A 25,827-nucleotide genomic window follows, 5' to 3' on the forward strand; every position below is an offset into this window, starting at 1 on the left:
AGGAGGTTCGATCAATGACCCGACACATGACCTGCGATGAACGCTTCATCGCCCTGGCCAAGGAGTTTGGCTATGACATCTACGGCGAAAACACCGCAGGCGGACATTACGCGCCGCTGATCCGTCATCACGATGAGCTGTACATCAGCGGCCTGGTGCCGCGCATGAATGGCAAGATCCATTACCCCGGCCGGGTAGGGCTGGACCTCAACATGGCCGATGCGCAAGCGGCCGCCAGCATCAGTGCGATGCGTGGGTTGGCGTTGATCGTCGATGCCGTTGGATCGTTGGACAAGATCAAGTCATTGATCCGGGTAACGGTCTATGTGAAGTCCACGGCGGATTTTGTCGATTTGAGCGAAGTGGCCAACGGCGCCTCGGATGTGTTCAGCCATGTGCTCGGCGATGCCGGTAAACATACGCGCACCACAGTAGGTGTTTATCAGCTACCCAAGAATGCCGCGATAGAAGTGGACATGATTGCAGCCTTGCGTCCATCGGTGTTGTAAGTTGTTTCCCGACTTTACAGCGCTTTACTGTTAACTTAGGGTTTAGCGCTGAAGTATGGGAAGAAAGAACAAGGGGCGTGCGAATGGATAACTTTCAAGGGGCGTTTTTTTCATATAAGGATTTTCGGCAAAGCCTGCATCATCGACCGTTAAGTCCCAAGGTCTGGAAAGGCAATCAACTGGCGGGTATGCGTCAGACCCTTGAAGCCAGTGACGTTGATATTGTCGCGCTGGCTCACGAAAAAAGCATTGAGGGCTGTGAAGTGACACCTGGGATGGCGATCGCCATGCAATGGCTGAATCCCGGTGTGACGCTCAACGGCCATGCCCATTCCTGGTGGCACCTGTTTGTCATCCAGTGCGGCAGCGGCGTGATGACCCTCGGCGATGCCGACGGCGTCGACGTCAGCAGCGGCGACGTGCTGCTGGTGCCGGCCTGGACCCGGCATGGCTTCGTCAACACCAGCAAATACGAGGCCTTGGCGATGCTGAACATGAGCAACATGCCGCAAATGGCATTGCTGTCGAACTTCGCCGACAGCCATGGCCTGATCACCACCCAGCTGTAATTCCCCACCGAATTTCCCCAGGGAGCCCACCTTCGTGAGCTCCCTTTTTTGTTTTCAGACCTGCCCCAGGATCCCTTTTTTCAGCAGTTTCGCTGGAATTCCGGCTGCGTATCTGTCGGTGAAAAACAACTTTCTGTATCGATTGAAACGAACAAATTCTGTATCTATTCAATCTTCATTCAACTAACTACGATCACTTCAAATGCACGTTAATCCCTGCGGTCGGTAAATGGAGTGTTCTATGGAAAACAGGAAGCTAAAACTGTATGTCGGCGCCGATCATGTCAGCGCATTTGCAATGTCGGCTTTTGTGGCGCTCAAGGAAAAGCAACTTTCATTCGAGCTGGTCACAGTTGATCTGAAGGCTCGTGAAAACTATCTGGCAACTTATCGCGATCTTTCGCTGACATGCAAAGTTCCAACCCTGGTTCACGAAAATTTTGCCCTGTCGGAGTCTTCGGCGATTGCCGAGTACCTCGATGAACTCTCACCAGGGCATAAAAAACTTTATCCACAGGACTCCCGGCAGCGCGCCCGTGCCCGTCAATTGCAGGCCTGGTTGCGCAGTGACTTGCTGGTGGTGCGCAAGGAGCGGCCGTTTGACCTGGTGTACTTCGGCAAGAAAAACACCGCGCTGTCCGGTGAGGCCCAGGCCGCCGTCGAACGCCTGTACTTCGTCGCCGAGCATTTGCTGGAGGAGGGCGCCGAGCATCTGTTCGGTGAATGGAGCATTGCCGACACCGACCTGGCAATCATGCTCAACCGGCTGGTGGCCAACGGTGATCCGGTGCCGACACGGCTCGCTGCGTATGTAAATCGCCAATGGGACCGTGACAGCGTCCGGGCGTGGATGGACATAGAGCGCAAAGCGCCAGCCATCGCCTGACAACACTCAGGGCAATCACCAGGAGCACGGCCATGCAAGGACTGTCGGAGCACGAACGCTACAAACCCTATAACTCACGCACCATCCGCGATTCGCCTTACTGGCAAAAGCTGACACCGGCGCTGCAGGAGGCCATGACCGTGGTGGCCCGGGTCATGCCGTTCCGCACCAACGACTACGTGCTGGGCACGCTGATCGACTGGAACAATATTCCGGACGATCCGATTTTCCGCATGACCTTCCCCCACAAGGACATGCTGCTGCCGGACGAATATGCCTCGCTCAAACAATTGATCGAACTGGACGACAGTACGGCGATCAAGCGCCGGATCGAGGCGATCTGGTCGCGCATGAATCCGCATCCGGCCGGGCAGTTGACCCACAACGTCGCCACCCTCAACGGCAAAGTCCTGCCGGGTATCCAGCACAAGTACCGCGAGACCGTGCTGTTTTTCCCCGGTGCCGGTCAGACTTGTCACGCGTACTGCACCTTCTGTTTCCGCTGGGCGCAGTTCATCGGCGAAGAAGAACTCAAGTTCAACGCTCGTGAGTCCCAGGAGCTGGTGAGTTACCTCAAGGTGCACACCGAAGTCACTGACGTGCTGATTACCGGTGGCGATCCGATGATCATGAACACCCGTTCCCTCGCCGGTTACATCGAGCCGCTGTTGGAGCTGCCACACCTGAAAAGCATCCGCATCGGCACCAAGTCAGTGGCGTACTGGCCGCAGCGGTTTGTCAGTGACAAGGATGCACCCGAGCTTCTGCAACTGTTCCGGCGCATCGTTGCGGCGGGGAAAAACCTGTCGATCATGGGCCACTACAACCACCCGGTGGAGATCCGCCAGGCCATCGCCCGCCAGGCTATCGAGGGCATTCGCTCGACGGGCGCGACAGTGCGCATGCAGGCGCCGGTGATCCGACACATCAACGAAAACCCCGCCGATTGGGCGGCGCTGTGGACCGAAGGCGTGCGGCTCGGGGCCGTGCCTTATTACATGTTCGTCGAGCGGGATACCGGCCCCAGCCACTACTTTGCGATGCCGCTGGCCAAGGCCTTCGAGATCTTCCAGGCCGCGTACCGCACGGTATCGGGGCTTGCGCGAACGGTGCGCGGGCCGTCCATGAGCACCTTCTACGGCAAGGTGCTGATCAACGGCATCGAGACCGTCGCCGGGGAAAAAGTCTTCGTCTTGCAGTTCCTCCAGGCACGCAATCCGCAATGGGTGCTGCGCACGTTCTACGCGCGCTTCGATCCGCACGTCACCTGGTTCGACGACTTGAAACCGGCCTTCGGCGAGCGTTGGTTCTTCTTTCAGACCGAGCTCACCGCCGTGCCGGAATTGATACCCGTATTGCTGGAAACGGCGTAGGAAAAATCACGAACATTGGGGAGATATGGAAATGAGCAGTATCCCGTTTGATCAGCGCGAGGGTGTTATCTGGCTCGACGGCGAGTTCGTCGAGTGGTCCCGGGCGCAATTGCATGTACTGACCCATGGCCTGCATTACGCGAGCACTGTGTATGAAGGCGAGCGGGTCTACAACGGCAAGATCTTCAAGCTGCGCGAGCACAGCGAGCGGTTGTTTCGCTCGGCGCATCTGATGGACTTTGCCATCCCCTATGAGCTGGACGAACTGGAGGCGGCCAGCCATGAACTGCTGCAACGCAACAAGGTCGTCGACGGTTATCTGCGCCCGGTGGCGTGGCGCGGCAGTGAAATGATCTCCACCTCGGCGCGTTTCAACCGTGTGCACGTGGCTATCGCCTGCTGGCAGTGGCCGAGCTATTTCGACCCGGCGGCGCGCATGGCCGGCATCCGCTTGAAAACCGCTGACTGGCGCCGTCCGCCGCCGAGCAGCAGCCCATTCGAAGCCAAGGCCTCCGGGCATTACCAGATTGCCACGTTGAGCAAGCACGATGCCGAGAACACCGGTTACCACGATGCGCTGATGCTCGACTGGCGCGGCCACGTCGCCGAAGCCACCAGCGCCAATGTGTTCTTCGTCAAAGGGCGGACCTTGCACACGCCGACCCCGGATTGCTTCCTCAACGGCATCACGCGCCAGACCGTGATCGAGCTGGCCAGGGCGCTGGACTACCAGGTTGTCGAACGCACGATTTTGCCTACGGAGCTTGGCGACTTCGATGAGTGTTTTCTCACCGGTACTGCCGCCGAAATCACTCCGGTGCAGAGCATCGATGAACAGCGCTATCGACCGGGTGACGCCTGTCGCGACCTCATTGCCGCCTACACCTCAACCGTAAACGCCTGATCACCTGCCAGGACTCTCACCATGTCAGATCAAGGGATTGTTGCGTCTCAACCTTGCATTTCACTCGGCCATCGTCACGAAGAGCTGTCGACGTTGGGCTGGACCGTGCTGACCCCCGATGAATTTGCCGATGATGTCGTAGGCACCTTGGGTGAATTCGGCTCGATCATTCCGCAGTTCAATGGCCAGATGGCTTTTCCCATCACCCGCAAGCCGGGTTACGAAGACTTGCCGTATTCCCAGAGCATGAACGGCATCGGCCCGCACACTGAAGCGCCGGTGTACGGGCCGCCGCCACGTTATCTGGCGTTGCATTGCCATAAACAGGCCACGTGCGGGGGCGGGCACACCGGATTGGTGGACGGCTATGAGTTTCTCAGATCCCTGAAGTGCAGCGAACCGCAGCTGCGTGAGTGGCTGGATGACACGCCGGTAGAGTTTGTCGCCACCGCCAAACCGGGCGAACCGGGACAGCGACGGGTCAAGGAGTACGTCCTGACGCCCACGGAGGACGGGGATATTTTCCGCTTCAGCTACAACCAGTTTCACTACGGCGACGTGAACCCGTCCAGGGAAGCATTGCAGCAATCACGGGTGACCAACAGCACCTCGCCGCTGGCCAGGTTTGCCGTGCTCGGCGAAGCGTACTTCGTCGAGCACAACGTGCCGGTGCTGATTCCCGACGGGTGCCTGCTGATTTGGGACAACTGGCGCATGATTCACGCCCGCAGTCGTTACACTGACCCGGCGCGCAACCTGACCCGCTATTGGCTGGCCTGACTTTTCCGGCGCCCTTCATTCTTTTGGCGTACCCCTTGGCGGGTACGCGTCTTACAGGTATCGCGTCATGCAAACAGCAATCGAGATCGCCCAGGTCGATCATCAACTGATCGTGCGGCTCAACCAGGCCTGGACCAAGCGCGCCACGGTGTGTTCGCCGCAAAGGGGCCAAGTCGAAGAAGTGTTCGACCCGGCGCGCCCGGATTACCCGGAGTGCATGGTGCCGTTCTTTCATCACCCGAAGTTCCAGGCGCTGAGCGACGAACTTAAAAGCAGCGTGGTGACCTGGGGCTGGATCGGCTACAACCTGCGCACCGTCACTGCTGAGGAGCATGTGGTCAACCCGGCGCTCAGCATCATTGCCAACCAGTATCTGGGCAAGGACGACTGGCATTTTCGCGAGGCCATGCAACAGACCCTGATCGACGAGCACTACCACACGCTGATGCACCTGCGCGCCATCGAGCGAACCAGGCTTGAGCGGGCGCTGGATCAGGATCTGGACTTGCCCCCCTCCGTCACTTACCTGCGCCTCAAAGCCCAGCGTGAAGCACTGCCAGAACAATGGCAGCGGGACCTGGCGGCAATCACCTTTGCGGTGGTGGCCGAGATCAGCGTCAACGCGTATCTGGACTTGTTGGCGGATGACCTGACTATCCAGCCGCAGAATCGCCGCGTGGCCGAGATGCACAACCGCGACGAATATGCCCACAGCAAGGTGTTGGCCGAAGTGGCGAAAGTCATGTATGCGAACATGCAGCCTGTCCAGCGGGAATTTTTCGCACGCAACCTGTCAGTGGCGCTGAGTGCTTTTATCGCTCAGGACTACTCGATGTGGGAGGCGATTCTGACGCAACTCGGGGTTGAGGACGCGGCGCTGATCATTGCCGACACCCGCGAGAGCAACAAGAACGCGACCATCATGCGCGACTACAGCGGTCTGCATAAACTGGCCCAGGACCTGGGCATCAGCGAGCAGATCGATTTCGACTTCCGTCCGACCCTCAAATCCACGACGGCCGCCTGAATCCGGAGGTGCCTATGTCCACGCCTGTGTACGAAGTGTTCGCCATCCGTGTCGGCGCCAATGCCCAGCGCACCGCCAGGGAAAATTTTCTCTACGACGCCTGTTGCGGTGATCCGAATGCGCCGATGCCGCTGGATTACTACTTCTGGGTCATCCGCAACGAGCAACAGGTGATCGTGGTCGACACCTGTTTTCAACCCGCCACGGCGCACAGGCGCAATCGTCAGATGTACCGCCTGCCGGAGGAGTCCCTGCGGCAACTGGACATCGACCCGGCGCAGGTCGAGCACCTGATCCTTACCCATTTGCATTGGGACCATGCCGGCAACCTAGGGCTGTTTCCGCGGGCGACCGTGCATTTGCAGGAAGCGGAATTGCGTTTTTGCACCGGGCCGAAAATGCGCCATCGCACGGTGAACAAAACCTACGAGGTCGAGGACGTGATGTCGGCGCTGCCACCGCTGTTCGAAGGGCGGATGCGTTTGCACACAGGCGTTGTCGAGGTGCTTCCCGGCGTGACCCTGCACCCGGTAGGCGGGCATACGCCCGGCAGCCAGGTGGTGCGGGTAGCGACCGAGCGCGGCTGGATCGTACTGGCCTCGGATGCCGCGCACTTGTGGGTAAACATTCGTGAGCGCAGTCCCTTTCCGATTCTCGATGACCTGGCGCAAACCCTTGACGCCTTCACCGAGATCGACCGCCTGGCCGATGGTGCGGACCACGTCATCCCCGGTCACGACCCGCTGATCGCCGAGCGTTTCCCCCACTGGAATGACGACCCGCATATCATTTGCCTGCACCAGAATCCGCTCTGAATATCACCCCAAAACCTGTGGGAGCGAGCCTGCTCGCGAAGACGGCTGCACATTTAGCATTGATGCCCCTGACACACCGCTTTCGCGAGCAGGCTCGCTCCCACAGTGGTCCCAGGATGCCCACAGATTTCGCAGTCGACTCAGATCACCTGTGGGAGCGAGCCTGCTCGCGAAGACGGCTGCACATTTATCATTGATACCCCTGACACACCGCTTTCGCGAGCAGGCTCGCTCCCACAGTGGTCCCAGGATGCCCACAGATTTCGCAGTCGACTCAGATCACCTGTGGGTGCGAGCCTGCTCGCGAAGACGGCTGCACATTTATCATTGATACCCCTGACACACCGCTTTCGCGAGCAGGCTCGCTCCCACAGTGGTCCCAGGATGCCCACAGATTTCGCAGTCGACTCAGATCACCTGTGGGAGCGAGCCTGCTCGCGAAGACGGCTGCACATTTATCATTGATACCCCTGACACACCGCTTTCGCGAGCAGGCTCGCTCCCACAGTGGTCCCAGGATGCCCACAGATTTCGCAGTCGACTCAGATCACCTGTGGGAGCGAGCCTGCTCGCGAAGACGGCTGCACATTTAGCATTGATACCCCTGACACACCGCCTTCGCGAGCAAGCCCGCTCCCACAGGATTGTGGTTAGCCCTGGTTTTTCAGGATCTGGCCCAACGTCGCCAAAGCCTCATCGATCCGCGGCGAATACGGCGCGCCGCAGCCAATGCGCACGAAGTGATCGAAGCGATTGGCGTTGGAAAAGATATCCCCAGGGGAAATCTGGATGCCGACCTTCAGCGCCTCCTGAAACAACGCCAAGGACGAATGCCGGCGAGGCAGCTCCACCCAGAGCAGCGTACCGCCTTGCGGGTGGGTCACGTTGGTGCCAATGGGGAAATAACGGCTGATCGCTGTGCTCATTTGCTCGCGCTGTACCGTCAGGGTTTTCCTCAAGCGTCGCAGGTAACGTTCGTAGGACGGTGTGCGCATGAATTCGCTGACGGCCAATTGCGATAACACCTCACACCCCCGCGATTGCGTATGTTTGAGCATCTCCACGCGGTCGTGCCATTTGCCGGCGCTGATCCAGCCCAGGCGCATGCCCGGTGCCAGGGTTTTGTTCAGCGAGGCGCAATGGATCACGTTGTCGGTACGGTCCCAATGCTTGAGCGTGGACAGCGGCTGCTCGCTGTCCACCAGGTCGCCGTAGGTATCGTCTTCGATCAGCACGGTGTTGTGCTCGGCGCACAGTTTCACCAGCCGTGCCTTGTTGGCGTCGGGCATGACGCTGCCCAGCGGGTTTTGCAGGTTGGGGACGACGATCAACGCCTTGACCTGTTCGGGGCCCTGCAGCAGCAATTGCAGGGCCGCCAGATTGAGTCCGGTGTGGGCCGAGGCCGGGACTTCCAGCACGCGCAGGTTCAGGCTTTCGAGAATTTGCAGCAGGCCGTAGAACGTCGGCGATTCCACGGCCACGGTGTCGCCGGGGTGGGTGACCGCGCGCAAGGCCAGGTTGATCGCTTCCGTGGCGCCGTTGGTGATCACGATCCGTTCGGGGGCCAGTTGGGTCTTGCTGGCCAAAGCCCGCCGGGCAAGGATGTTGCGCAATGCGCCGTTGCCGCTGGTGGAACCCGCGGCACCCAGCTGGCAGGCGTCGGAACGCAGCGCCTTGATCATGTTGTCTTGCAAGGTCTTCAGCGGATACAGCTCAGGCGCGCAGTAGGCACTGGCGAAATTGACCTTGATCGTTGAGTGCTGACTGGCCTTGAGCACTGTGCAGACCTGTTGATGAATGCCGGCATAGATGCTGGTATCCAGCGTTGGCGCCTGGGCCGGGGCGGGCCTGGGCACGGAGTCGGGCTGACGAATGTAGTTGCCGGAGCGCGGTCGGGCTTCCAGTACACCGCAGTCCTCCAGCTCCCGGCACACCTGCACGGCGGTCGACAGGCTGACGGCGTGTTTTTCCATCATCAAGCGGATCGAGGGCAGGCGTTCACCGGTTTTCAGGATGCCGCTGCGAATCGCGTCCAGATAGTGGTTGGCCAGTTGGCGATACAAAGGCGTCGTGTTCATGCTGACCTCAGCAGTTGCACCACTGAGGTCCCTGGCTGGAAAGTGAATTGTCGCTCCACGACCGTTTCAGGACCGGCGGGCCCGTGGTGCTCATGGGTGAAGGGAAGTGTTGTTCTGCGTCGATACTGGAAGAGTAATCGCGGTTTTGCCCGAATCACGGGCAATAAAAAGCCCCGCTCTGATGGCGGGGCTCTTGGGTCAGCTGCAAATGTTACTGTGCGGCGATGCTGTAGCCATCGAACGCAGTCTGCTGCTGCAAGGCGGTGATGATGTTCTTGCGGTTGACCGCTTGCTCGGCGCCGCTGTTGTCCAGGAACGTTTCGCTTTGCAGTTCTGCCTCATCGCCTTCGCCAACGAAGCTGAAACCGAGGAATTCCAGGGCTTCACGGTCGACGTTCAGGCGTGAGCGCGGGGTGCGCAGCGGCAAGGTGACACTGATGCCGTCCTTGCTGATGGTGAACACTTCGATTTCTTTCCTGGCCTTGGCTGCCTTGCTCTTGCCGCCGCTCGGGTTGCTGATGGCCTGGTGCGTCTGGTTCAGCACCTTCAGGGCCAGGCCATAGACGATTTCCTGGAACGCCGGGTCGTCCTTGAAGCTGGACAGGATGCGGCTGATCGGGAATTTACTGCTCAGGTCTTCCAGGGCGGCGGTGTCCGCCGCTTCGGCGTCCTTGAGCTGCTTGAGCTGGCCCATCAGTTCGTAGGCCTTATCATCGTCGAAGCTGTCGTGGGCCTGGCGGATCGACGCGCGCAGTTCGCGGATCTGGTCGCTTTCGCGGCTGGACTGGAAAGCGTCCAGCACCATCTCGCTGATGGTTTTCGCCTGGGGTACGTGTTGTGAAAGATTGATGGAGTTTTCGTATTCCGCTTTGGACGACAAGGTGACTACGGTTTCAGCGGTGTTGGAATCGGACATTGAAATTTCACTACTTCCATAACTTGATTTGGGGCGAGAAAGCCCGGGGGCTTTTTCAGGTCGCCTAATCTATTGGACCGGGGCGGCGTTGTCACGGATGAACGGGCGACTGGTCAAGATTTCGCCTCTCTGTAGGAGCGAGCAAGCTCGCGATGGACGTCAACGATAACGCTGGCAACCTGACGCCCCGCGTTGTTCTGTCGTCCATCGCGAGCTTGCTCGCTCCTACAGAGGATGCAAAAAGCCCCGCGTTTCTGACGAAGCGGGGCTTTGTGATGAGCAACACCGAAAGTTCGCAGATCTTGCGTACACCCGTTGACCCTGCAGGAGCGGGTGCCCGCTTGCGGCATGCTCGCGATGGGGTCGCCTCGGTCCATCAGGCCTGCCGCGGTGACCGCACCGCCAACGCACTCGCTGTCGCCTCATCGATCGGCAACGAAAAACGAAAGGTCGCCCCGCGTCCCGGCACATCGATCAACTGAATCTCGCGCCCATGCAATTGCAGGATGCGATGCACGATCCGCAGCCCCAACCCGCCATCGCGCCGTGCGCCGCCGATATTGAACGGGCGCAGGAACAAACCTTCGCGCAGTTCCGAGGCAATGCCGGGGCCGGTGTCGCTGACCGTGACTTCGATGAATGCCCCTTGCGGGCGCAACTCAAGGTCGACCTCGCCACCGGACGGGGTATGACGCAGGGCGTTGTCGAACAGGTTGGTCAGCACCCGCTCGATCAACCCGAGGTCCGCGCAGGCCACCGAGGCATTCGGCGCGAAGGTGGCCTTGAGTTCGACCTTGCGCGCCTCGGCAGTGAGTTCGAATTTCTGGAAGATGTCCTGGGCCAGGTCGGTCAGGGAGAAGCGCTCCAGCACCGGTTGCACGAAGCCGTGTTCCAGCCGCACCAGTTCCAGCAACGACTGCGCCAGCCCGCCGACCTTGCGGCTTTGGTCCAGCGCGATGCCCAGGTAGCGACGGCGGTCGGCGGGGGACAGCGTGGCGTCCTTGAGCGACAGGGTTTCCAGATAGCCATGCAGCGACGCGAGCGGCGTGCGCAAGTCGTGGGAGATGTTCGCCACCAGTTCGCGGCGTTCCTGATCCTGGCGGGTCAATGAGCGCCATTGTTCGCCCAGGCGCGCCTGCATCTGTCGGAACGCGGCATCGAGCACGGCGATTTCATCGTGGCTGGCGGCTTTTTCCAGCGTAACGGGCAGGGCCGGTGTGACCGGAACGCCATCGATATCGAACCGGCTGACCGTTTCGGTCAAACGACGCAATGGCCGGGTGATCAGGGCAAACGCGGTGAGACCGGCAATCAGGCACAGCAGGGCCACCAGGCCGATGGACAACAGCGCGGTGTTGAGCGCCGCGCTGGTCGCGCCGCGTTCGGCCAGGCGATCGTGATCCTCGCCGAGCAACACTACGTAGAGATAACCGGCGGGTTTGCCGTCAACTTTCAGCGGTGCCGCGCTAAACACCTTGCGCGCATCGACGCTGCGCGGGTCGTCGCCGAGAATCGGCAGGGCATCGCCCTTGAGCAGACGCCGGACCGGTGCCAGGTCAACCTTCTCCCGGCGTATCCGGCCTTCCGGCGCGGCACTGCCGACAATCTTGCCCTCCGTGTCCAGCAGGTACACCTCCACACTCGGGTTGACCTGCATCAGTTTGCTGAACAGGTCGCGCACGGCGTTGGGCATCAGGCCCTGGGTGTCCATCAGCACCGTGTCATTGGCGATGTGCTGCGCCAGGTCCCGGGACAAGCCTTGCACCACTTCCTGCTCATGCATCTGGTTGGAGCGCACCTGCATCCACGCCGAGGTGCCGCAGCACACCAGCAGCAGTACGGCGAACACCAGGGACAGGCGTTGCGTCAGGGTCAGCCTCATGGCTGCGGCTCCTCACCGGTGGCGAATTTGTAGCCGCGACCCCAGACCGTGAGGATGCGCACCGGTTGCGCCGGGTCGGTCTCGATCTTGGCGCGCAGGCGGTTGATGTGGGTGTTGACCGTGTGTTCGTAACCTTCGTGGCTGTAGCCCCATACGGCGTTGAGCAGGTCCATGCGCGAAAACACCTTGCCGGGCTGGCGGGCGAAGAAGTACAGCAAGTCGAACTCCCGGGGCGTGAGGTCCAGGCGTCGTCCATCGAGAGTCACTTCGCGGGTGATCGGGTCGATGGCCAGGCCGTCCATGAGCAGGCTGCCGGCGTCCATCTTCAGGTTGCGCGCCATGGCATCGACACGGCGCAGCAGGGCCTTGACCCTGGCCACCAGTTCAAGCATGGAAAAGGGCTTGGCCAGGTAGTCGTCGGCACCCAGTTCGAGGCCGAGAATCCGGTGCACTTCGCTGGAGCGCGCGCTGGTGATGATGATCGGCGTGTAGCGCGCCATGGCGCGGGCGCGGCGGCAGATTTCCAGGCCGTCGACGCCGGGCAGCATCAGGTCGAGAACCAGCGCATCCCAGTTGCCTTGCTGCAGCAGGCGCATGCCTTCGTCGCCATCGGCGCTGTGCACCACCTCGAATTGCTCATCGCGAAGATGCAGGCAGATCAGGTCGGCGATGTGCATATCGTCCTCGACCACGAGGACGCGTTTGGTCTGTTCCATCCAGGTCAATCCTTCGGCGTAATGTGCATGTTGCCACTCCTGTAGGAGCGGGCGCCCGCTTGCGGCATGCTCGCGATGGAGGCCAACGATGACGCGGGATACCTGACACCCCATGGCGCTCTCAGGTTCTTCGCGAGCATGCCGCAAGCGGGCGCCCGCTCCTACAGTAGTTCGAGCAGTTCGAGCAGTTCGGGCCGTTCGGGCCGTTCAGGCAAATGCATTGTGCGGTTTTTTCGGCGCTTGAGTTATCACGAATTGTTTAACTTCCCGTGAGGATTTGGCGATCACCCAAAGCCTAGGCTGTGTTCCATGAAACACCCCTGGATTTTTGGGAGGCGAGCATGTTTTCACGACGGCAATTTCTTCTAACGAGCGGCGGGCTGGGGATGACCGCCCTGGCGATCGGCCTGTTGCCGAAGTTTTCCACAGGCTCGGCCTTGATCAGTGAGGCCAGCGCGGCGGAGGTATTCGAAGTGACCCACAGCGACAGCGAATGGCACGCGATCCTGAGCGACGAGCAATACGACATCCTTCGCCAAGAGGGCACCGAACGGGCCTACAGCAGTCCGTTGAACAACGAGCACCGCGAGGGCACTTTCGCTTGCGCCGGTTGCAACCTGCCGTTGTTTTCCTCGGCGACCAAGTTCGACAGCCGCACCGGCTGGCCGAGTTTCTGGGCGCCACTGGACAAGGCCGTGGCGACCCGTCAGGACCGTACGTTCGGCATGGTCCGTGAAGAGGTTCACTGTCGGCGCTGCGGCGGGCATCTGGGGCATGTCTTTGACGACGGCCCGAAACCCACCGGTCTGCGCTACTGCATGAACGGCCTGGCGATGAAGTTCGTGCCGACGACGGTGTGAATCCGTTCCACTCACTTTTTGCTGATATCTGTTCAACGCATCTGGAGCTCGCCCCATGAAAGCCCTCTTTACCTGGCGCCGTACCCTGTTGGGTTTGGCGGCTGCCGGCATCGTCAGTCAATGCTCGGCCTTCTCCTTCGGCGGCGCCGAAGAGGCGGTGATCATTCCACCGCCGACCCTCGACGAAACCACCCAGTCCCGCAGCGAAACCGCCGTATTCGCCGGCGGCTGCTTCTGGGGTGTCCAGGGGGTGTTCCAGCATGTCAAAGGGGTGAAGAATGCCGTCTCCGGCTACGCGGGCGGTGCGGCCAATACCGCGCAGTACGAGCGGGTCAGCGACGGCAATACCGGCCATGCGGAATCGGTGGAAGTGACCTTCGATCCGAGCCAGGTCAGTTACGGCACCTTGCTGCAGATTTACTTTTCAGTGGCGCACAACCCGACCGAACTCAATCGCCAGGGACCGGACAGTGGTACCCAGTATCGCTCGGCGATCTTCACCAAAAACACCGAGCAGCAGCGGGTCGCACAGGCCTACATCGCCCAGCTCGACGCCGCCCGTGCCTTCGACAAACCGATCGTGACCAAACTCGAAACCTTCAACGGTTTCTACCCGGCGGAGGAGGAGCATCAGGACTTCCTGACCGAGCATCCGACCTATCCGTACATCGTGATCAACGACCTGCCGAAAGTGGCGCAATTGAAACAACTGTACCCGGATCGTTATCAGGAACAGCCGGTGCTGGTGAAGTCGGGGCGGTGAGTGAATGGAGGATGGACGACTCTGCCACTGACTCGTCAGCCAGCGGATTCGTGCTTGCCCCACCGCTGTACGGCGAATTCGACGAAACGGCGCAATTTCGGCAAACGGTGGCGATCCTGGGCGTAGACCAGATGCATCGGCCGACTGGGCGGGCAGTAATCGGGCATCAAGGCCAGCAGCTTGCCGTCCTTGAGGTCCTGCTCGACCAAGGCGTCGGGCATCATCACGATGCCCATGCCGGTTCGCGCCGCTTGATGCAGCCCGGCCGAACTGTTGATCAGCATCGGCCCGCTGACCCCCACGCTGACTTCGCCATCGGGACCGGCCAGGCGCCATTCCTTCTGCACCGATTGCCAGTCATCCCCGGCCGGATAGGCAAAGGACAGACAGTCGTGCTGGCGCAGATCCTCAGGCGTCTGCGGCGTGCCCCGGCGTGCCAGATACTGCGGTGATGCGCACATGGTCAGGGTGTAGTCGATCAAGGGGCGGGCGATCAGATTGGAGGGCTCCAGTGCGCCGAGGCGAAACGCCACATCCAGACCGTTTTCCAGCAGGTCAGGACGCCGGTTGGTCAGCACCACGTCGAGTTTCACCCGCGGGTTCTGCAGGCTGAACTCACTCAGTGCCGGTGCCAGGCGCTCGGTGCCGAAGGTCAAGGGGGCGGTGATGCGCAAGATACCGCTGGGTTCGTCCAGAGCCTGCTCGGCCAGCCGCTCGGAATCGGCCACCAACCCCAGGACTTCCAGGCAGCGCTGGTAGTACGCCGCACCGAACTCGGTCAGTCGCTGGCGTCGCGTCGTGCGATTGAGCAGGCGTACACCCAGCCGTTGTTCCAGGGCCTTGAGGTGGTTGCCGACCATGGTCGTGGACATTTCACACTGCAAGGCGGCGGCGGTCATGCTGCCGGTCTCCACCACTTTCACGTAGACGGTCATTGCCTGGAATAGATCCATTATCAAGCTCGGCTTTTAAATGATTGAAGTTTTACGGTGTTTATCCAGCTCCGGTGGCTAACCATACTGCAAAAACACCGACCCTTGCTGGAGCTTGATGTCATGACCGCCGCCTGCCTGATGAGCACTTACCAACCCCTGGCCTTGAGTTTCAACAAGGGCCTGGGCACTCGCCTGTGGGATCAGGCCGGGCGCGAATACCTGGATGCGGTCGCGGGTGTGGCGGTGACCAACGTCGGCCACTCCCACCCGAAAATCGTTGCCGCGATCACTGAGCAGGCCGGGTTGCTGCTGCATACGTCGAACCTCTACAGCATCGACTGGCAGCAACGGCTGGCGCAGAAACTGACCCGGCTGGCGGGCATGGACCGGGCGTTTTTCAACAACTCCGGGGCCGAAGCCAACGAAACCGCACTGAAAATCGCCCGGTTGCATGGCTGGCACAAAGGCATCGAGCAGCCGCTGGTGGTGGTCATGGAAAACGCGTTCCATGGCCGCACCCTCGGCACGTTGTCGGCCAGCGATGGCCCGGCGGTGCGCCTGGGGTTCAACAAGCTGCCGGGGGACTTCGTCAAAGTGCCGTTCGGCGACCTCGACGCGCTGGACCAGGTGCAGCACGCCCACGGTTCGCGGATCGTGGCGATCCTGATGGAGCCGATCCAGGGCGAAAGCGGCGTGCAACTGGCACCGCCGGGCTATCTCAAGGCCGTGCGCGAACTGTGCAACCGGCGCTCGTGGCTATTGATGCTCGATGAAATCCAGACCGGCATCGGCCGTACCGGCCAGTGGTTCGCGTTCCAGCACGAAGGCATCGTCCCGGACGTCATGACCCTGGCCAAAGGCCTGGGCAACGGTGTGCCCATCGGCGCTTGCCTGGCCCGTGGCAGGGCGGCGGAACTGTTCACGCCTGGCAGCCACGGCAGCACCTTCGGTGGCAATCCATTGGCCTGCCGGGTCGGTTGCACCGTGCTGGACATCATCGAAGAACAAGGGCTACTGGAAAACGCCCGGCTTCAGGGAGAGCGCTTGCTCGAAAGATTGCGCGCAGAACTGGCGGGTAATCCGAATGTCATGGCGATCCGTGGTCAGGGGCTGATGATCGGCATCGAACTCAAGCAATCGATCCGCGACCTGAGCCTGATCGCCGCGCGGGATCATGGCTTGCTGATCAACGTCACGCGGGGCAAAACCATTCGCCTGCTGCCGCCGTTGACCCTTGATGAGCGGGAGGTGGAGATGATTGTCAGAGGGGTGAGCAGCGTTGTGAAAGAGGCTTGAAATACGCTCCTTGGGCAGCGCAAAACCTGTGGGAGCGAGCTTGCTCGCGATAGGGGCGGGTCAGGCAACAGCAATGGTGAATGTTCCGACGTCATCGTCGGAACGCCGCCCGGAGCAAGCTCGCTCCCACAGGTTTGCGTCTTAACTGATCAGTATCACTCCGACTTGCGAGGCGAAGTCGGTGATTTCTTTCTGATCCATCAGTTGAATCCTGGATCCGGCAAACTCTTCGAACAACCGCTGATGCGCAGTAAACCCACTTGAGTCATTACGCTTACGATAGCTGCCCGCCCACTCAAGCAATGCCACCAACCGTTCATTATCCTGTTTTTCCCGCTGGCGAATGTTGGCGACGCAATCAACGTCATCAATACACAACCAGATCAACGCCGTGGCGCGGTGGAGGATTTCACTGATGATCCAGCCATACACACCTTCGATCACCCAGCGCTCCTGCTCGGCCGCGATCCGCGCCAGGGCCAGTGCTTCAGCGCGGGGGCGGGCGATGCTGTGTTTGTCGGACAGCCAGTGAATCCGGTCGAGATCGGTCCAGGGCACACGCAGTTGCTCGGCGAGTCGTTGCGCCATCCAGCTCTTGCCGGAGCCGGAGTTGCCGATGATCAGGGTTCTGGTGAGGTCCATGGGCGACACCGTTTAAATGTGGGTGCAACTGTCTGCAAGCTGACCTGATATTACCGCTGCACCTGATCCAATTGTGGGAGCTGCGGTGCGGCGATCCGACTTGCTCGCGAAGGCGGCCTGCTAGGCGAAATCAATGCTGAATGTGCCGGCCTCTTCGCGAGCAAGTCGGATCGCCGCACCGCAGCTCCCACAAGTTTTTTGTGGTGTCTTCTCTACCTCAATCATCGTCTTGCGGCGCAACCATCCGGGTCTTCGGTGAACCGTTCGAGTTGTGCTGATAGATGGTCTGCGGCTGCCCCAGGTCATTGAAGAACACCTGGCCGATCCCCGCCGAATTCCACAACCGCTCACCGGCTTCGGCGTGTTCGGGAATGTGCGGCACGATGCGCATGCGGCGCCGTTTGGTCAGCCAGTTCAGCGGCGAGCGTGGTGAGTACAGCCAGCGGTTGAGGCGGTCGAACCATTCGAGCAGGGTGGCCGGGAATTCGTTCTTGATGCCGCTGCTGGTGATCTGCCAGATGCGTGGCCCGGCCTTGCGATGGCGGATCAGCACTTCATAGACGAAGGAGTAGTGCACATCGCCCGACAGCACCACGTAGTTACCCGGTGTGCGCGAGTGACGGAAGATGTTCAGGATCACCTGGGCCGCACCGCGATGGGCCATCCAGTTCTCCGCGTCCACCAGTAGTGGATAACCGCACCAGCTGAACACCCGTTGCACGGTTTCAATCAGCTTGACGCCGAAGATCGGCGCTGGCGAAACGATGATCGCGCTGGGGTGGTCCAGCAGTTCCTGCTGCAGTTCGCTGAGGGCTTCCCAGTCGAGCAGGCCGGAAGGCTGCTTGAGGTTCATTTCGCTGCGCCAGCGCCGGGTGCGAGTGTCGATCACCACGATAGCGGGGGTGGTGGGCAGCACGTAGTGCCAGTGCTGAAACTTCAGCAGATCGTCGATCAGATCATCCTGAACCGTACTGTCGAGGTGACGCTCGTGTGTGCTGGCGCTCAATGCCCTGGCCTTTTCCAGCACGGCAGTGAACGCATCCGGATTGTTGCCCCAGCCCTGGCACAGCATGTACGCCAGCAGCGCGTTGCCGATGATGCGCCGCGAGAACGGGTGGCCGTAGGCCGTTTCCTCCCATTGCGCGCTAAGGTTCCAGTCATCGGTGATGTCATGGTCGTCGAACATCATCAGCGTCGGCAGATGCGCCAGGGCTCGTGCGACGTTGCCCAGGCCTGCCTTGAAGGCATCGATGCGCGTCTGTTCAAGGGCGTATCGCTGCAGCCTTTGCAGCGTCAGTGTGGGGGGCTGGGGCGCGATCAAAGTCCAGGGCGTCGGCGACCAGACCAGCAAATACATGGCCATGACTTCGGCGAAGGTCACCAGATGGTTGTCGGCACTGCTGCTGGTGAAAATCGGCTTGCGCGCGCCACCGAAAAACCGCTCGCGCAGGGTGTCATTGCTTTGCAGCGCCGGCAGCAGATCGGCACGGTGGTAGTAACTGGCCGGGTGCTCGTAGAGCCTGGCGCTGTCGCTGACCACGGCCCCTTCGAGATGCTCCCCGAACAGGCCCAACCGCTCGATCAAGGCGTGAATCGCCCGCAACATCGGCCCCGCGACATCGTCGGCGTAGACCTGGTCGCCGGTCATCATCAGCAGTGCCGGGCGGTCCTTGGCGGTGTGTTCCTGCGCCAGCAACCGGTCGACACAGAGCAAGCCGTCCGTCGCCGGGTAATGAGGCTTGCGGCAGGAGCCGTGGAGCAACTGATCGACCCGAGCGCGCAGCACGAAATTCGGGCAACGGGCCGCGCCGTATAGCAGGTGCGGTGCCCAATCCGCGATGCCTGCCCCTTCAATCAGCACGTCGTATTCGATCGATTCATCGCAGGGCAGAGGGCCGTCCAGTTGCACATCGATCAAGTGCACATAGGCATGAGCCCCCACGGCAATCACCGTGCATTGCCCGGCATCGAGACGGATATCGCCGACGCCCTGCAAGCGCAGGGTCAGCGCCAGCGCCCGGGAACCCACCAGCCACAGCACCAGCCGCGTGGGCTCCAGGCGCCGCAGCAGCGGGCCCGCCAGGACTGGCGGCAGGGCTGGGCGATCGTCGGGCAATGGCAGTGTTTCGGACATCCGGGGTCAAGGCTCCTGGGGCATCGAGGCGAGCGATGATAGCGCAGGTGGCGACGGGACAGGTTAGTGGCCAGTGTGGCGGATTCGTGCACTCAAATTAACCGTACGGAGCACCAGACTGCGCTTGTCACCAAATGAAAAGCCATTGTCGTCTGATGAGAAGCGTCCCGACAGGCCTCGTCCTACAGTCCAATCAGCGCAATTCGATGCAACACGCCCACATTGCAGATTGGAGAATAAGAAAAATGGCCAAAGCCGTACGCTTTTACGAAACCGGTGGTCCCGAAGTTCTACGTTATGAGGACGTCGAAGTCGGCGAGCCCGGTCCCGGCCAGGTTCGGCTTCGTCATGTGGCAGTCGGCCTGAACTATGCCGACACCTATTTCCGCAACGGTACCTATCCGATCCCGCTGCCTAACGGCATGGGCGTCGAAGCCTCTGGTGTCGTCCAGGCCGTTGGTGAGGGAGTTACCAACGTCGAAGTTGGTGATCGTGTCACCTACACCGGTTTTCTCAACACCCTCGGCGCCTACAGCACCGAGCGCCTGATCCCGGCCGCGCCGCTGATCAAACTGCCGGAAACCATCAGCTTCGAGACCGCTGCCGCGATGACCATGCGCGGTTTGACGTCCTCGTACCTGATGCGCCGTATCTACGACTTCAAGGCTGGCGACAGCATCCTGTTGCACGCCGCCGCTGGCGGTGTCGGCCTGATCGTTTCGCAGTGGGCCAAGTTGCTGGGTTTGAACGTGATCGGCACGGTTTCGACCGAGCAAAAGGCGGAAATCGCCCGGGCTCACGGTTGCGCCCATACGATCAATTACAGCCATGAAGACGTCGCCGCTCGCGTTCGCGAACTGACCGACGGTGTCGGCGTCAACGTGGTGTTCGACAGCGTTGGAAAGAACACTTTCATGGGTTCGCTGGATTCGTTGAAGCCCCGTGGCCTGATGGTCTGCGTGGGCACCGCGTCCGGCCCGATCCCGGCTTTCGATCCGGTGATGCTGGCGATGAAAGGCTCGCTGTTCCTGACCCGTCCGGCCCTGGCCAACTACATCAGCGACCCGGCGGAAAAAGCCGACCTGGCCGGCGAGCTGTTCGACCACGTCGGCAGCGGCCGGATCAAGATCGAGATCAACCAGCACTACGCCTTGCAGGACGCGGTGCAGGCTCATCGCGACCTTGAGTCACGCAAGACCACGGGCTCGTCGATTTTCGTCATTTAAGGAGCGACCAGCCATGAAAGTCGAACAATTGACCTGCAACATTGGCGCCGAGCTGATCGGCGTCAACCTGGCCGACGCCGTGCATGACGATGGCCTGTTTGCCGAAATTCGTGCCCAGTTGCTCAAGCACCGCGTGGTGTTCCTGCGTGACCAGGACATCACCCGCGCCGAGCACGTGGCCTTCGCCCGTCGCTTCGGCGAGCTGGAAGATCACCCGGTGGCCGGCAGTGATCCGGATCATCCAGGCCTGGTGCGGATCTACAAGAACCCGGAGCAGCCAGTGGATCGCTACGAAAACGCCTGGCACACCGACGCCACCTGGCGCGAGGCACCACCGATGGGCTGCGTGCTGCGTTGCGTGGAATGCCCGCCGGTGGGCGGCGACACCATGTGGGCCAACATGGTCGCGGCCTACGAGAACCTGCCGGAAGACGTGAAGGTGAAGATCGCCGACCTGCGCGCGCGCCACAGTATCGAAGCGAGCTTTGGCGCGGCCATGCCGATCGAAAAACGCCTGGCGCTCAAGGCGATGTACCCGGATGCCGAACACCCAGTGGTGCGCACTCACCCGGAAACCGGCGAGAAGGTGCTGTTCGTCAACGCCTTCACCACCCACTTCAGCAACTACCACACCCCGGAGCGGGTGCGTTTCGGCCAGGACGCCAATCCCGGTGCGAGCGAGTTGCTGCGCTACCTGGTCAGCCAGGTGTACATCCCCGAGTACCAGGTACGTTGGCGCTGGAAGCCCAACAGCATCGCCATTTGGGACAACCGCAGTACCCAGCATTACGCCGTCATGGACTACCCGCCGTGCCATCGCAAGATGGAGCGCGCCGGGATCATCGGCGACAAGACGTTCTGATCGAACGCCACCTGCATCCGAACTCATAACCACGTCTGTCCGGCACTACACCGGGTGGACGGGACAATCATAAGAACTGGAGTTAACCATGCAATTCTTCGACGATTCCCTGCACCCGGAAAACATGGAAAAGGTAGTCATCACCGTGGCCCCGTACGGCCCGGAGTGGATGCCTGAAGACTTTCCGGAAGACATCCCGCTGACCATGGACGAGCAGGTACAAAAGGCAGTCGATTGCTATGAAGCCGGCGCCACTGTTCTGCACCTGCACGTACGTGAACTCGACGGCAAGGGTTCCAAGCGCCTGTCCAAGTTCAACGAACTGATCGCCGGTGTACGCGAAGCCGTGCCGGACATGATCATCCAGGTGGGCGGTTCGATTTCCTTCGCCCCTGAAAGCGAAGGTGAGGCGGCCAAGTGGCTGTCCGACGACACCCGCCACATGCTGGCCGAGCTGACGCCAAAACCGGACCAGGTGACGGTGGCGATCAACACCACCCAGATGAACATCATGGAACTGCTGTATCCGGAGTACCTCAAGGGTACTTCCCTGGACAACCCGCTGGTCCATGCCGCCTACAGCGAGATGACCGTACCGGCAGGTCCGGCCTGGGTCGCAGAGCACCTCAAGCGCCTGATGGACAACAACATCCAGCCGCACTTCCAGCTGACCGGCATGCACGCCCTGGAAACCCTTGAGCGCCTGGTGCGTCGCGGCGTGTACATGGGCCCGCTGAACCTGACCTGGATCGGCATCGGTGGCGGTTTCGACGGTCCGAACCCATTCAACTTCTTCAACTTCATCCACCGCGCGCCGGACGGTTGCACCCTGACCTCCGAGTCGCTGCTCAAGAACGTGATGCCGTTCAACACCATGTCCATGGCCATGGGTCTGCACCCGCGTGTGGGTAACGAAGACACTATCATTGATCACAAGGGCGATCGTTTCGGCTCGGTCGATCAGATCAAGCAAACCGTGCGCATCGCCCACGAACTGGGTCGCGAAATCGCCACCGGCAAAGAAGCCCGTGAGATCTATCGCATCGGTGTGAAGTACAACAGCATCGAAGAAACCCTGTTGGCCAACGGCATGGCGCCCAACCGCAAGGCTGGGCAAAAAGGCGTGCCGCAGCGCGGCTGACCCACACGGCGAACGAGCGGCCGTGACCGCTCGTTCGCTGAACAGCTGCACGCTTGATAAAAACAATAAAACAAAGCTTTGAGGAGGCTGCATGGCCTTTCACCCAATCGCTGCCGCCGATGATGACGGTGCCGTTGCTGTTGCGCGTCCGTATGCCTGGATTGTCTTTGCCTTGACGTTCGGCCTGTTGATTTCCGATTACATGTCGCGTCAGGTGTTGAACGCGGTGTTCCCGCTGCTCAAGAGCGAGTGGACGCTGACTGACGGCCAGCTCGGCCTGCTCAGCGGCATCGTTGCCCTGATGGTCGGCTTGCTGACGTTTCCTTTGTCGCTGATGGCTGACCGCTTCGGCCGGGTCAAGAGCCTGGCGCTGATGGCGATGCTGTGGAGCCTGGCAACCCTGGGTTGCGCACTGGCGCAGGACTATCAGCAGATGTTCATCGCGCGGTTCATGGTCGGCGTCGGCGAGGCGGCCTATGGCAGCGTCGGCATCGCCGTGGTGATCTCGGTGTTCCCGAAACACATGCGTGCCACCCTGGCCAGTGCCTTCATGGCCGGCGGTATGTTCGGCTCGGTACTGGGCATGGCGCTGGGCGGGGCGATTGCGGCCAAGCTGGGCTGGCGCTGGTCGTTTGCCGGCATGTCATTGTTTGGCCTGGTGCTGGCGCTGCTCTATCCGCTGATCGTCAAGGAAGCGCGCATCGCTCCGAAACGTGCCGCTCAAGTGGCGAGCAAGGCGACGGCTGCGGCCACGCGCCCGTTGCGCACGCTGTGGTCGAGCCGCTCGGTAATAGCAACCTACATCGGCAGCGGCTTGCAACTGTTCGTCGGCGGCACGGTGATGGTGTGGATTCCCAGCTATCTCAATCGCTACTACGAAATGCCCACCGACAAGGCCGGCGGCATGGCGGCAATCATCGTGCTGTGCAGCGGTACGGGGATGATTCTTTGCGGCATGTTGAGTGATCGTCTGTGTCGCAATTCGCCGGAGCGCAAGGTCAGCCTGGCCATCGGCTTTTGCCTGGGCAGTTGCCTGCTGCTGTCGGCAGCCTTTGCCTTGCAGGCAGGTCCCGTGCAACTGCTGCTGATCTGCCTGGGCATGCTGATTGCCACGGGTACCACTGGCCCCGCCGGTGCGATGGTCGCCAACCTGACCCACTACTCGGTCCACGGTACGGCGTTCGCCACGCTGACCCTGGCCAACAACATGCTGGGGCTGGCGCCGGGGCCGTTCATCACCGGCCGGGTGTCCGACCTCATCGGTCTGCATGCCGCGTTTCAACTGGTGCCACTGGTCAGCCTCGCGGCAGCGGCGGTGTTCTTTTATGCCAAGTGTCATTACCACAAAGATATTGCCCGTCTTCAGGGTCAGAGCGTGCCTGACCCTATCGGTGAAGCCGGGTTAGAGGTGAAGTTGTGAGTCGTCGTTTACGTATTGATGTGTTTTTCGATTTCATCTGCCCCTGGTGCCTGATCGGCAAACGCCAGTTGGAGCATGCGCAGGTGCAGTTTCGCAGCCGCCATCCGGATGTGCAGATCACCACGGTGTGGCATGGCGTGCAGTTGCTGCCGCAGATACCGGTAGAAGGTGAACCCTTTGCCGATTTCTACCGCAAGCGCCTGGGCAATGCCGACGCCATGACCATGCGCCAGGCCCAGGTCCAGCAGGCTGCCAGGTCGGCCGGGTTGAACATCGACCTCAGCCGTATCGAGACGATGCCCAACACCGCGGACGCCCATCGTTTGTTCGAGCGGGCCAGTGTGCTGGGCAATGCCAGCCAGCGTGAAATGTTGCTCGAACGACTGTTCGCTGCGTATTTCAACAAACGCGAAAACCTCGGTAGCCGTGAGACCTTGCTGGCCATTGCTCGCTCCTGTGGCATTGACGCGAACGCCGTGCTCGATTGCCTGAAGGGCGACGCCACGCCATTTGCAGGTCCCCCTGGCGCGACCAGCGGCGTGCCGAGCTTTCAGTTCGACGGCCGCATGACAGTGATCGGGGCACAACCTGCCCAGTCGCTGCTCGGGGCCATGAACGAAGCACTCAAGGAAAGTGATCGCGAGCGGCAGCCAGCATGACCCGGCGCATACCCGTGCCAGTCGGCAAGCACCCCCAGGTCGGTGGCCGGGCGCTGTTCGAATTCGAAGACAAAAGCCTGGCGTTGTTCAACGTCGACGGGCAGATGTTTGCCATCGACGACAGCTGCCCGCATCAGGGCGCCTCGCTGTGTGGCGGGCGTCTTGAGGGTCGGGTGATTCAATGCTGCGCCCATGGCCTGCGCTTCGATTTGCACAGCGGTTACCTGCTCAATTCCAAAGCTGTAAAAGTCACGAGCTACCCGGTCGAGATCATCGACGGCCAGGCGTTCATCGTCATCGCAACCGAGGAGTCCGCGCCATGAGCGCCATTGCTCTCACCCGTATCCACAGCCGCACGCGCGAACTGGCACCGGGCTTTATCGTCAGTCTGATCGTGGCGGCCGCCGCCTCGTTCCTGTCCGAGCACTACGGTGCGCCGGTCATGCTGTTCGCCCTGCTGTTGGGCATGGCCCTGAATTTTCTTGCCGACGACGGCCCGTGCAAGGCCGGTATCGAGTTCACCGCCCGCACTGTGCTGCGCATCGGCGTGGCGCTGTTGGGCATGCGCATTACCCTGGAACAAATGGCGGCGCTGGGCTGGAAGCCGATAGCGCTGGTGGTGATCCTGGTGGTGGTGACCATCAGCGTGTCTGTGGTCGCCGCCAAGGCCCTCGGTTTCCAGCGCCTGTTCGGCATGCTCACCGGTGGCGCGACGGCCATCTGTGGCGCCTCGGCGGCCCTGGCGTTGGCAGCGGCGCTGCCGAACCATCCACAGAAAGAGCGGGCGACCCTGTTCACGGTGATCGGTGTCTCGGCGTTGTCGACGATGGCAATGATCGTCTACCCGATGATCGCCAACTGGCTGCAGTTGTCGCCGCAGGTCGCTGGCGTGTTCCTCGGCGCCACGATCCACGACGTGGCCCAGGTGGTGGGCGCCGGCTACAGCATGTCGACCGAGACCGGCGACACGGCCACGGTGGTCAAGCTGATGCGTGTTGCCATGCTGCTGCCGGTGATCGTCACCGCTGCGATGATCACCCGCATGCAAGGCGCCGACCCGACCGGCAAGCGCCCGCCGCTGTTGCCATGGTTCGCAGTGGGCTTCCTGATCCTGGCCTGCATCAACAGCACCGGCTGGATCGCGCCTGCGGTACAAGGCACGGTCAACGAACTGTCGCGCTGGTGCCTGGTGATCTCCATCAGTGCCCTGGGCATGAAGACCCGGCTCAAGGAACTGGCGTCAGTCGGGATCAAGCCGATCCTGCTGATGGTGGGGGAGACGGTGTTCCTCGTCGTGCTGGTGCTGCTGTTGCTGCGCTGGGGCTTCTGAACGCATTACCGATTTATGGCAGGGCTGCACGGTGTTGACTCCTCACGCCGTGTGGCTCCCGACCGGTGTCACAAACATCGGTTTTTCACGGCGACTGTACCAGC

General features: G+C 61.0%; 25 protein-coding genes. 18 read left to right on the forward strand and 7 right to left on the reverse strand.

The features are described from left to right. Positions 1 to 14: 14 nt before the first annotated feature. The 8 genes from CAG47_RS19400 (at position 15) to CAG47_RS19435 (ending at position 6,863) form a co-directional block, all read left to right on the forward strand. Positions 15 to 509 carry a RidA family protein gene (locus tag CAG47_RS19400; RefSeq protein ID WP_085726449.1) on the forward strand — a complete coding sequence of 165 codons (495 nt, stop codon included), beginning with the start codon at positions 15 to 17 and terminating at the stop codon, positions 507 to 509. Between the two features lie 83 nt (positions 510 to 592). After that, a complete protein-coding gene (locus tag CAG47_RS19405; RefSeq protein ID WP_085726450.1) occupies positions 593 to 1,078 on the forward strand; it encodes a cupin domain-containing protein in 486 nt (161 codons plus the stop codon). A 241-nt stretch (positions 1,079 to 1,319) separates the two neighbouring features. Continuing rightward, entirely contained in the window at positions 1,320 to 1,964 is a 645-nt protein-coding gene (gene yfcF / locus CAG47_RS19410; RefSeq protein ID WP_085726451.1) for a glutathione transferase, read from the forward strand. A gap of 32 nt (positions 1,965 to 1,996) precedes the next feature. Then, the gene (locus tag CAG47_RS19415; RefSeq protein WP_085726452.1) at positions 1,997 to 3,337 is read left to right on the forward strand and encodes a KamA family radical SAM protein; all 1,341 of its coding nucleotides are present in this window, start codon (positions 1,997 to 1,999) and stop codon (positions 3,335 to 3,337) included. A gap of 31 nt (positions 3,338 to 3,368) precedes the next feature. Then, the gene (locus tag CAG47_RS19420) at positions 3,369 to 4,241 is read left to right on the forward strand and encodes a branched-chain amino acid aminotransferase (RefSeq protein ID WP_085726509.1); all 873 of its coding nucleotides are present in this window, start codon (positions 3,369 to 3,371) and stop codon (positions 4,239 to 4,241) included. A gap of 21 nt (positions 4,242 to 4,262) precedes the next feature. Then, entirely contained in the window at positions 4,263 to 5,021 is a 759-nt protein-coding gene (locus tag CAG47_RS19425) for a TauD/TfdA family dioxygenase (RefSeq protein WP_085726453.1), read from the forward strand. 67 nt (positions 5,022 to 5,088) lie between these two features. Further along, on the forward strand, positions 5,089 to 6,048 hold the full coding sequence (locus CAG47_RS19430; protein ID WP_085726454.1) for a diiron oxygenase: 960 nt from the start codon (positions 5,089 to 5,091) through the stop codon (positions 6,046 to 6,048). Between the two features lie 14 nt (positions 6,049 to 6,062). Continuing rightward, on the forward strand, positions 6,063 to 6,863 hold the full coding sequence (locus tag CAG47_RS19435; RefSeq protein WP_085726455.1) for an N-acyl homoserine lactonase family protein: 801 nt from the start codon (positions 6,063 to 6,065) through the stop codon (positions 6,861 to 6,863). A gap of 650 nt (positions 6,864 to 7,513) precedes the next feature. Here CAG47_RS19435 and CAG47_RS19440 read toward each other — a convergent pair. From CAG47_RS19440 to CAG47_RS19460, 4 genes are all read right to left on the reverse strand, one after another. After that, the gene (locus CAG47_RS19440) at positions 7,514 to 8,941 is read right to left on the reverse strand and encodes a PLP-dependent aminotransferase family protein (protein WP_085726456.1); all 1,428 of its coding nucleotides are present in this window, start codon (positions 8,939 to 8,941) and stop codon (positions 7,514 to 7,516) included. A gap of 211 nt (positions 8,942 to 9,152) precedes the next feature. Continuing rightward, positions 9,153 to 9,857 (reverse strand): hypothetical protein, encoded by a 705-nt coding sequence (locus tag CAG47_RS19445; protein WP_085726457.1) that lies wholly within the window; start codon positions 9,855 to 9,857, stop codon positions 9,153 to 9,155. Positions 9,858 to 10,233: 376 nt separating this feature from the next. Next, entirely contained in the window at positions 10,234 to 11,739 is a 1,506-nt protein-coding gene (locus CAG47_RS19455; RefSeq protein WP_085726459.1) for a HAMP domain-containing sensor histidine kinase, read from the reverse strand. Further along, positions 11,736 to 12,455, reverse strand: a complete 720-nt coding sequence (locus tag CAG47_RS19460; RefSeq protein ID WP_085726460.1) for a response regulator transcription factor — start codon at positions 12,453 to 12,455, stop codon at positions 11,736 to 11,738. Before CAG47_RS19460 ends, CAG47_RS19455 begins: the two co-directional genes overlap by 4 nt. A 341-nt stretch (positions 12,456 to 12,796) precedes the next feature. On the opposite strand from CAG47_RS19460, the gene msrB reads away from it, so the two are divergent. After that, positions 12,797 to 13,315, forward strand: coding sequence for a peptide-methionine (R)-S-oxide reductase MsrB (gene msrB / locus CAG47_RS19465; RefSeq protein ID WP_085726461.1), 519 nt, complete (start codon positions 12,797 to 12,799; stop codon positions 13,313 to 13,315). A gap of 55 nt (positions 13,316 to 13,370) precedes the next feature. Continuing rightward, positions 13,371 to 14,078 (forward strand): peptide-methionine (S)-S-oxide reductase MsrA, encoded by a 708-nt coding sequence (gene msrA, locus CAG47_RS19470; protein WP_085726462.1) that lies wholly within the window; start codon positions 13,371 to 13,373, stop codon positions 14,076 to 14,078. A gap of 35 nt (positions 14,079 to 14,113) precedes the next feature. On the opposite strand, the gene CAG47_RS19475 is transcribed toward msrA, so the two are convergent. Next, the gene (locus tag CAG47_RS19475) at positions 14,114 to 15,031 is read right to left on the reverse strand and encodes a LysR family transcriptional regulator (RefSeq protein ID WP_085726463.1); all 918 of its coding nucleotides are present in this window, start codon (positions 15,029 to 15,031) and stop codon (positions 14,114 to 14,116) included. A gap of 102 nt (positions 15,032 to 15,133) precedes the next feature. On the opposite strand from CAG47_RS19475, the gene CAG47_RS19480 reads away from it, so the two are divergent. Then, the gene (locus CAG47_RS19480) at positions 15,134 to 16,309 is read left to right on the forward strand and encodes an aspartate aminotransferase family protein (RefSeq protein WP_085726464.1); all 1,176 of its coding nucleotides are present in this window, start codon (positions 15,134 to 15,136) and stop codon (positions 16,307 to 16,309) included. Positions 16,310 to 16,450: 141 nt separating this feature from the next. Here CAG47_RS19480 and CAG47_RS19485 read toward each other — a convergent pair whose 3' ends face one another. Both CAG47_RS19485 and CAG47_RS19490 read right to left on the reverse strand, forming a co-directional pair. Then, positions 16,451 to 16,951 (reverse strand): AAA family ATPase, encoded by a 501-nt coding sequence (locus tag CAG47_RS19485; protein WP_085726465.1) that lies wholly within the window; start codon positions 16,949 to 16,951, stop codon positions 16,451 to 16,453. Between the two features lie 217 nt (positions 16,952 to 17,168). Beyond that, positions 17,169 to 19,085, reverse strand: a complete 1,917-nt coding sequence (locus CAG47_RS19490) for an alkaline phosphatase D family protein (protein ID WP_085726466.1) — start codon at positions 19,083 to 19,085, stop codon at positions 17,169 to 17,171. A 245-nt stretch (positions 19,086 to 19,330) separates the two neighbouring features. Between CAG47_RS19490 and CAG47_RS19495 the strand changes: the two genes are divergently transcribed. The 7 genes from CAG47_RS19495 (at position 19,331) to CAG47_RS19525 (ending at position 25,723) form a co-directional block, all read left to right on the forward strand. Next, complete coding sequence (locus tag CAG47_RS19495) at positions 19,331 to 20,311, forward strand: quinone oxidoreductase (protein WP_085726467.1); 981 nt, start codon at positions 19,331 to 19,333, stop codon at positions 20,309 to 20,311. Positions 20,312 to 20,324: 13 nt separating this feature from the next. Further along, the gene (locus CAG47_RS19500) at positions 20,325 to 21,173 is read left to right on the forward strand and encodes a TauD/TfdA family dioxygenase (protein ID WP_085726468.1); all 849 of its coding nucleotides are present in this window, start codon (positions 20,325 to 20,327) and stop codon (positions 21,171 to 21,173) included. Positions 21,174 to 21,261: 88 nt separating this feature from the next. Continuing rightward, positions 21,262 to 22,314, forward strand: a complete 1,053-nt coding sequence (locus CAG47_RS19505) for a 3-keto-5-aminohexanoate cleavage protein (protein WP_085726469.1) — start codon at positions 21,262 to 21,264, stop codon at positions 22,312 to 22,314. 91 nt (positions 22,315 to 22,405) lie between these two features. Then, positions 22,406 to 23,734 (forward strand): MFS transporter, encoded by a 1,329-nt coding sequence (locus tag CAG47_RS19510; RefSeq protein ID WP_085726470.1) that lies wholly within the window; start codon positions 22,406 to 22,408, stop codon positions 23,732 to 23,734. Continuing rightward, entirely contained in the window at positions 23,731 to 24,393 is a 663-nt protein-coding gene (locus CAG47_RS19515) for a DsbA family oxidoreductase (RefSeq protein WP_085726471.1), read from the forward strand. The genes CAG47_RS19510 and CAG47_RS19515 overlap by 4 nt, the downstream gene beginning before the upstream one ends. Further along, the gene (locus tag CAG47_RS19520; protein WP_085726472.1) at positions 24,390 to 24,716 is read left to right on the forward strand and encodes a Rieske 2Fe-2S domain-containing protein; all 327 of its coding nucleotides are present in this window, start codon (positions 24,390 to 24,392) and stop codon (positions 24,714 to 24,716) included. Before CAG47_RS19515 ends, CAG47_RS19520 begins: the two co-directional genes overlap by 4 nt. Further along, positions 24,713 to 25,723 (forward strand): YeiH family protein, encoded by a 1,011-nt coding sequence (locus CAG47_RS19525; RefSeq protein ID WP_085726473.1) that lies wholly within the window; start codon positions 24,713 to 24,715, stop codon positions 25,721 to 25,723. Before CAG47_RS19520 ends, CAG47_RS19525 begins: the two co-directional genes overlap by 4 nt. Positions 25,724 to 25,827: the final 104 nt, after the last annotated feature.

This window comes from Pseudomonas sp. R37(2017), assembly GCF_002113375.1.
Classification (GTDB): Bacteria; Pseudomonadota; Gammaproteobacteria; order Pseudomonadales; family Pseudomonadaceae; genus Aquipseudomonas.

What these genes read in the sequence shown, in the direction of transcription:
- CAG47_RS19400 (WP_085726449.1), top strand. Translation starts at nt 15, where the DNA reads ATGACCCGACACATGACCTGCGATGAACGCTTCATCGCCCTGGCCAAG.
- CAG47_RS19405 (WP_085726450.1), top strand. Translation starts at nt 593, where the DNA reads ATGGATAACTTTCAAGGGGCGTTTTTTTCATATAAGGATTTTCGGCAA.
- yfcF (WP_085726451.1), top strand. Translation starts at nt 1,320, where the DNA reads ATGGAAAACAGGAAGCTAAAACTGTATGTCGGCGCCGATCATGTCAGC.
- CAG47_RS19415 (WP_085726452.1), top strand. Translation starts at nt 1,997, where the DNA reads ATGCAAGGACTGTCGGAGCACGAACGCTACAAACCCTATAACTCACGC.
- CAG47_RS19420 (WP_085726509.1), top strand. Translation starts at nt 3,369, where the DNA reads ATGAGCAGTATCCCGTTTGATCAGCGCGAGGGTGTTATCTGGCTCGAC.
- CAG47_RS19425 (WP_085726453.1), top strand. Translation starts at nt 4,263, where the DNA reads ATGTCAGATCAAGGGATTGTTGCGTCTCAACCTTGCATTTCACTCGGC.
- CAG47_RS19430 (WP_085726454.1), top strand. Translation starts at nt 5,089, where the DNA reads ATGCAAACAGCAATCGAGATCGCCCAGGTCGATCATCAACTGATCGTG.
- CAG47_RS19435 (WP_085726455.1), top strand. Translation starts at nt 6,063, where the DNA reads ATGTCCACGCCTGTGTACGAAGTGTTCGCCATCCGTGTCGGCGCCAAT.
- CAG47_RS19440 (WP_085726456.1), bottom strand. Translation starts at nt 8,941, where the DNA reads ATGAACACGACGCCTTTGTATCGCCAACTGGCCAACCACTATCTGGAC.
- CAG47_RS19445 (WP_085726457.1), bottom strand. Translation starts at nt 9,857, where the DNA reads ATGTCCGATTCCAACACCGCTGAAACCGTAGTCACCTTGTCGTCCAAA.
- CAG47_RS19455 (WP_085726459.1), bottom strand. Translation starts at nt 11,739, where the DNA reads ATGAGGCTGACCCTGACGCAACGCCTGTCCCTGGTGTTCGCCGTACTG.
- CAG47_RS19460 (WP_085726460.1), bottom strand. Translation starts at nt 12,455, where the DNA reads ATGGAACAGACCAAACGCGTCCTCGTGGTCGAGGACGATATGCACATC.
- msrB (WP_085726461.1), top strand. Translation starts at nt 12,797, where the DNA reads ATGTTTTCACGACGGCAATTTCTTCTAACGAGCGGCGGGCTGGGGATG.
- msrA (WP_085726462.1), top strand. Translation starts at nt 13,371, where the DNA reads ATGAAAGCCCTCTTTACCTGGCGCCGTACCCTGTTGGGTTTGGCGGCT.
- CAG47_RS19475 (WP_085726463.1), bottom strand. Translation starts at nt 15,031, where the DNA reads ATGGATCTATTCCAGGCAATGACCGTCTACGTGAAAGTGGTGGAGACC.
- CAG47_RS19480 (WP_085726464.1), top strand. Translation starts at nt 15,134, where the DNA reads ATGACCGCCGCCTGCCTGATGAGCACTTACCAACCCCTGGCCTTGAGT.
- CAG47_RS19485 (WP_085726465.1), bottom strand. Translation starts at nt 16,951, where the DNA reads ATGGACCTCACCAGAACCCTGATCATCGGCAACTCCGGCTCCGGCAAG.
- CAG47_RS19490 (WP_085726466.1), bottom strand. Translation starts at nt 19,085, where the DNA reads ATGTCCGAAACACTGCCATTGCCCGACGATCGCCCAGCCCTGCCGCCA.
- CAG47_RS19495 (WP_085726467.1), top strand. Translation starts at nt 19,331, where the DNA reads ATGGCCAAAGCCGTACGCTTTTACGAAACCGGTGGTCCCGAAGTTCTA.
- CAG47_RS19500 (WP_085726468.1), top strand. Translation starts at nt 20,325, where the DNA reads ATGAAAGTCGAACAATTGACCTGCAACATTGGCGCCGAGCTGATCGGC.
- CAG47_RS19505 (WP_085726469.1), top strand. Translation starts at nt 21,262, where the DNA reads ATGCAATTCTTCGACGATTCCCTGCACCCGGAAAACATGGAAAAGGTA.
- CAG47_RS19510 (WP_085726470.1), top strand. Translation starts at nt 22,406, where the DNA reads ATGGCCTTTCACCCAATCGCTGCCGCCGATGATGACGGTGCCGTTGCT.
- CAG47_RS19520 (WP_085726472.1), top strand. Translation starts at nt 24,390, where the DNA reads ATGACCCGGCGCATACCCGTGCCAGTCGGCAAGCACCCCCAGGTCGGT.
- CAG47_RS19525 (WP_085726473.1), top strand. Translation starts at nt 24,713, where the DNA reads ATGAGCGCCATTGCTCTCACCCGTATCCACAGCCGCACGCGCGAACTG.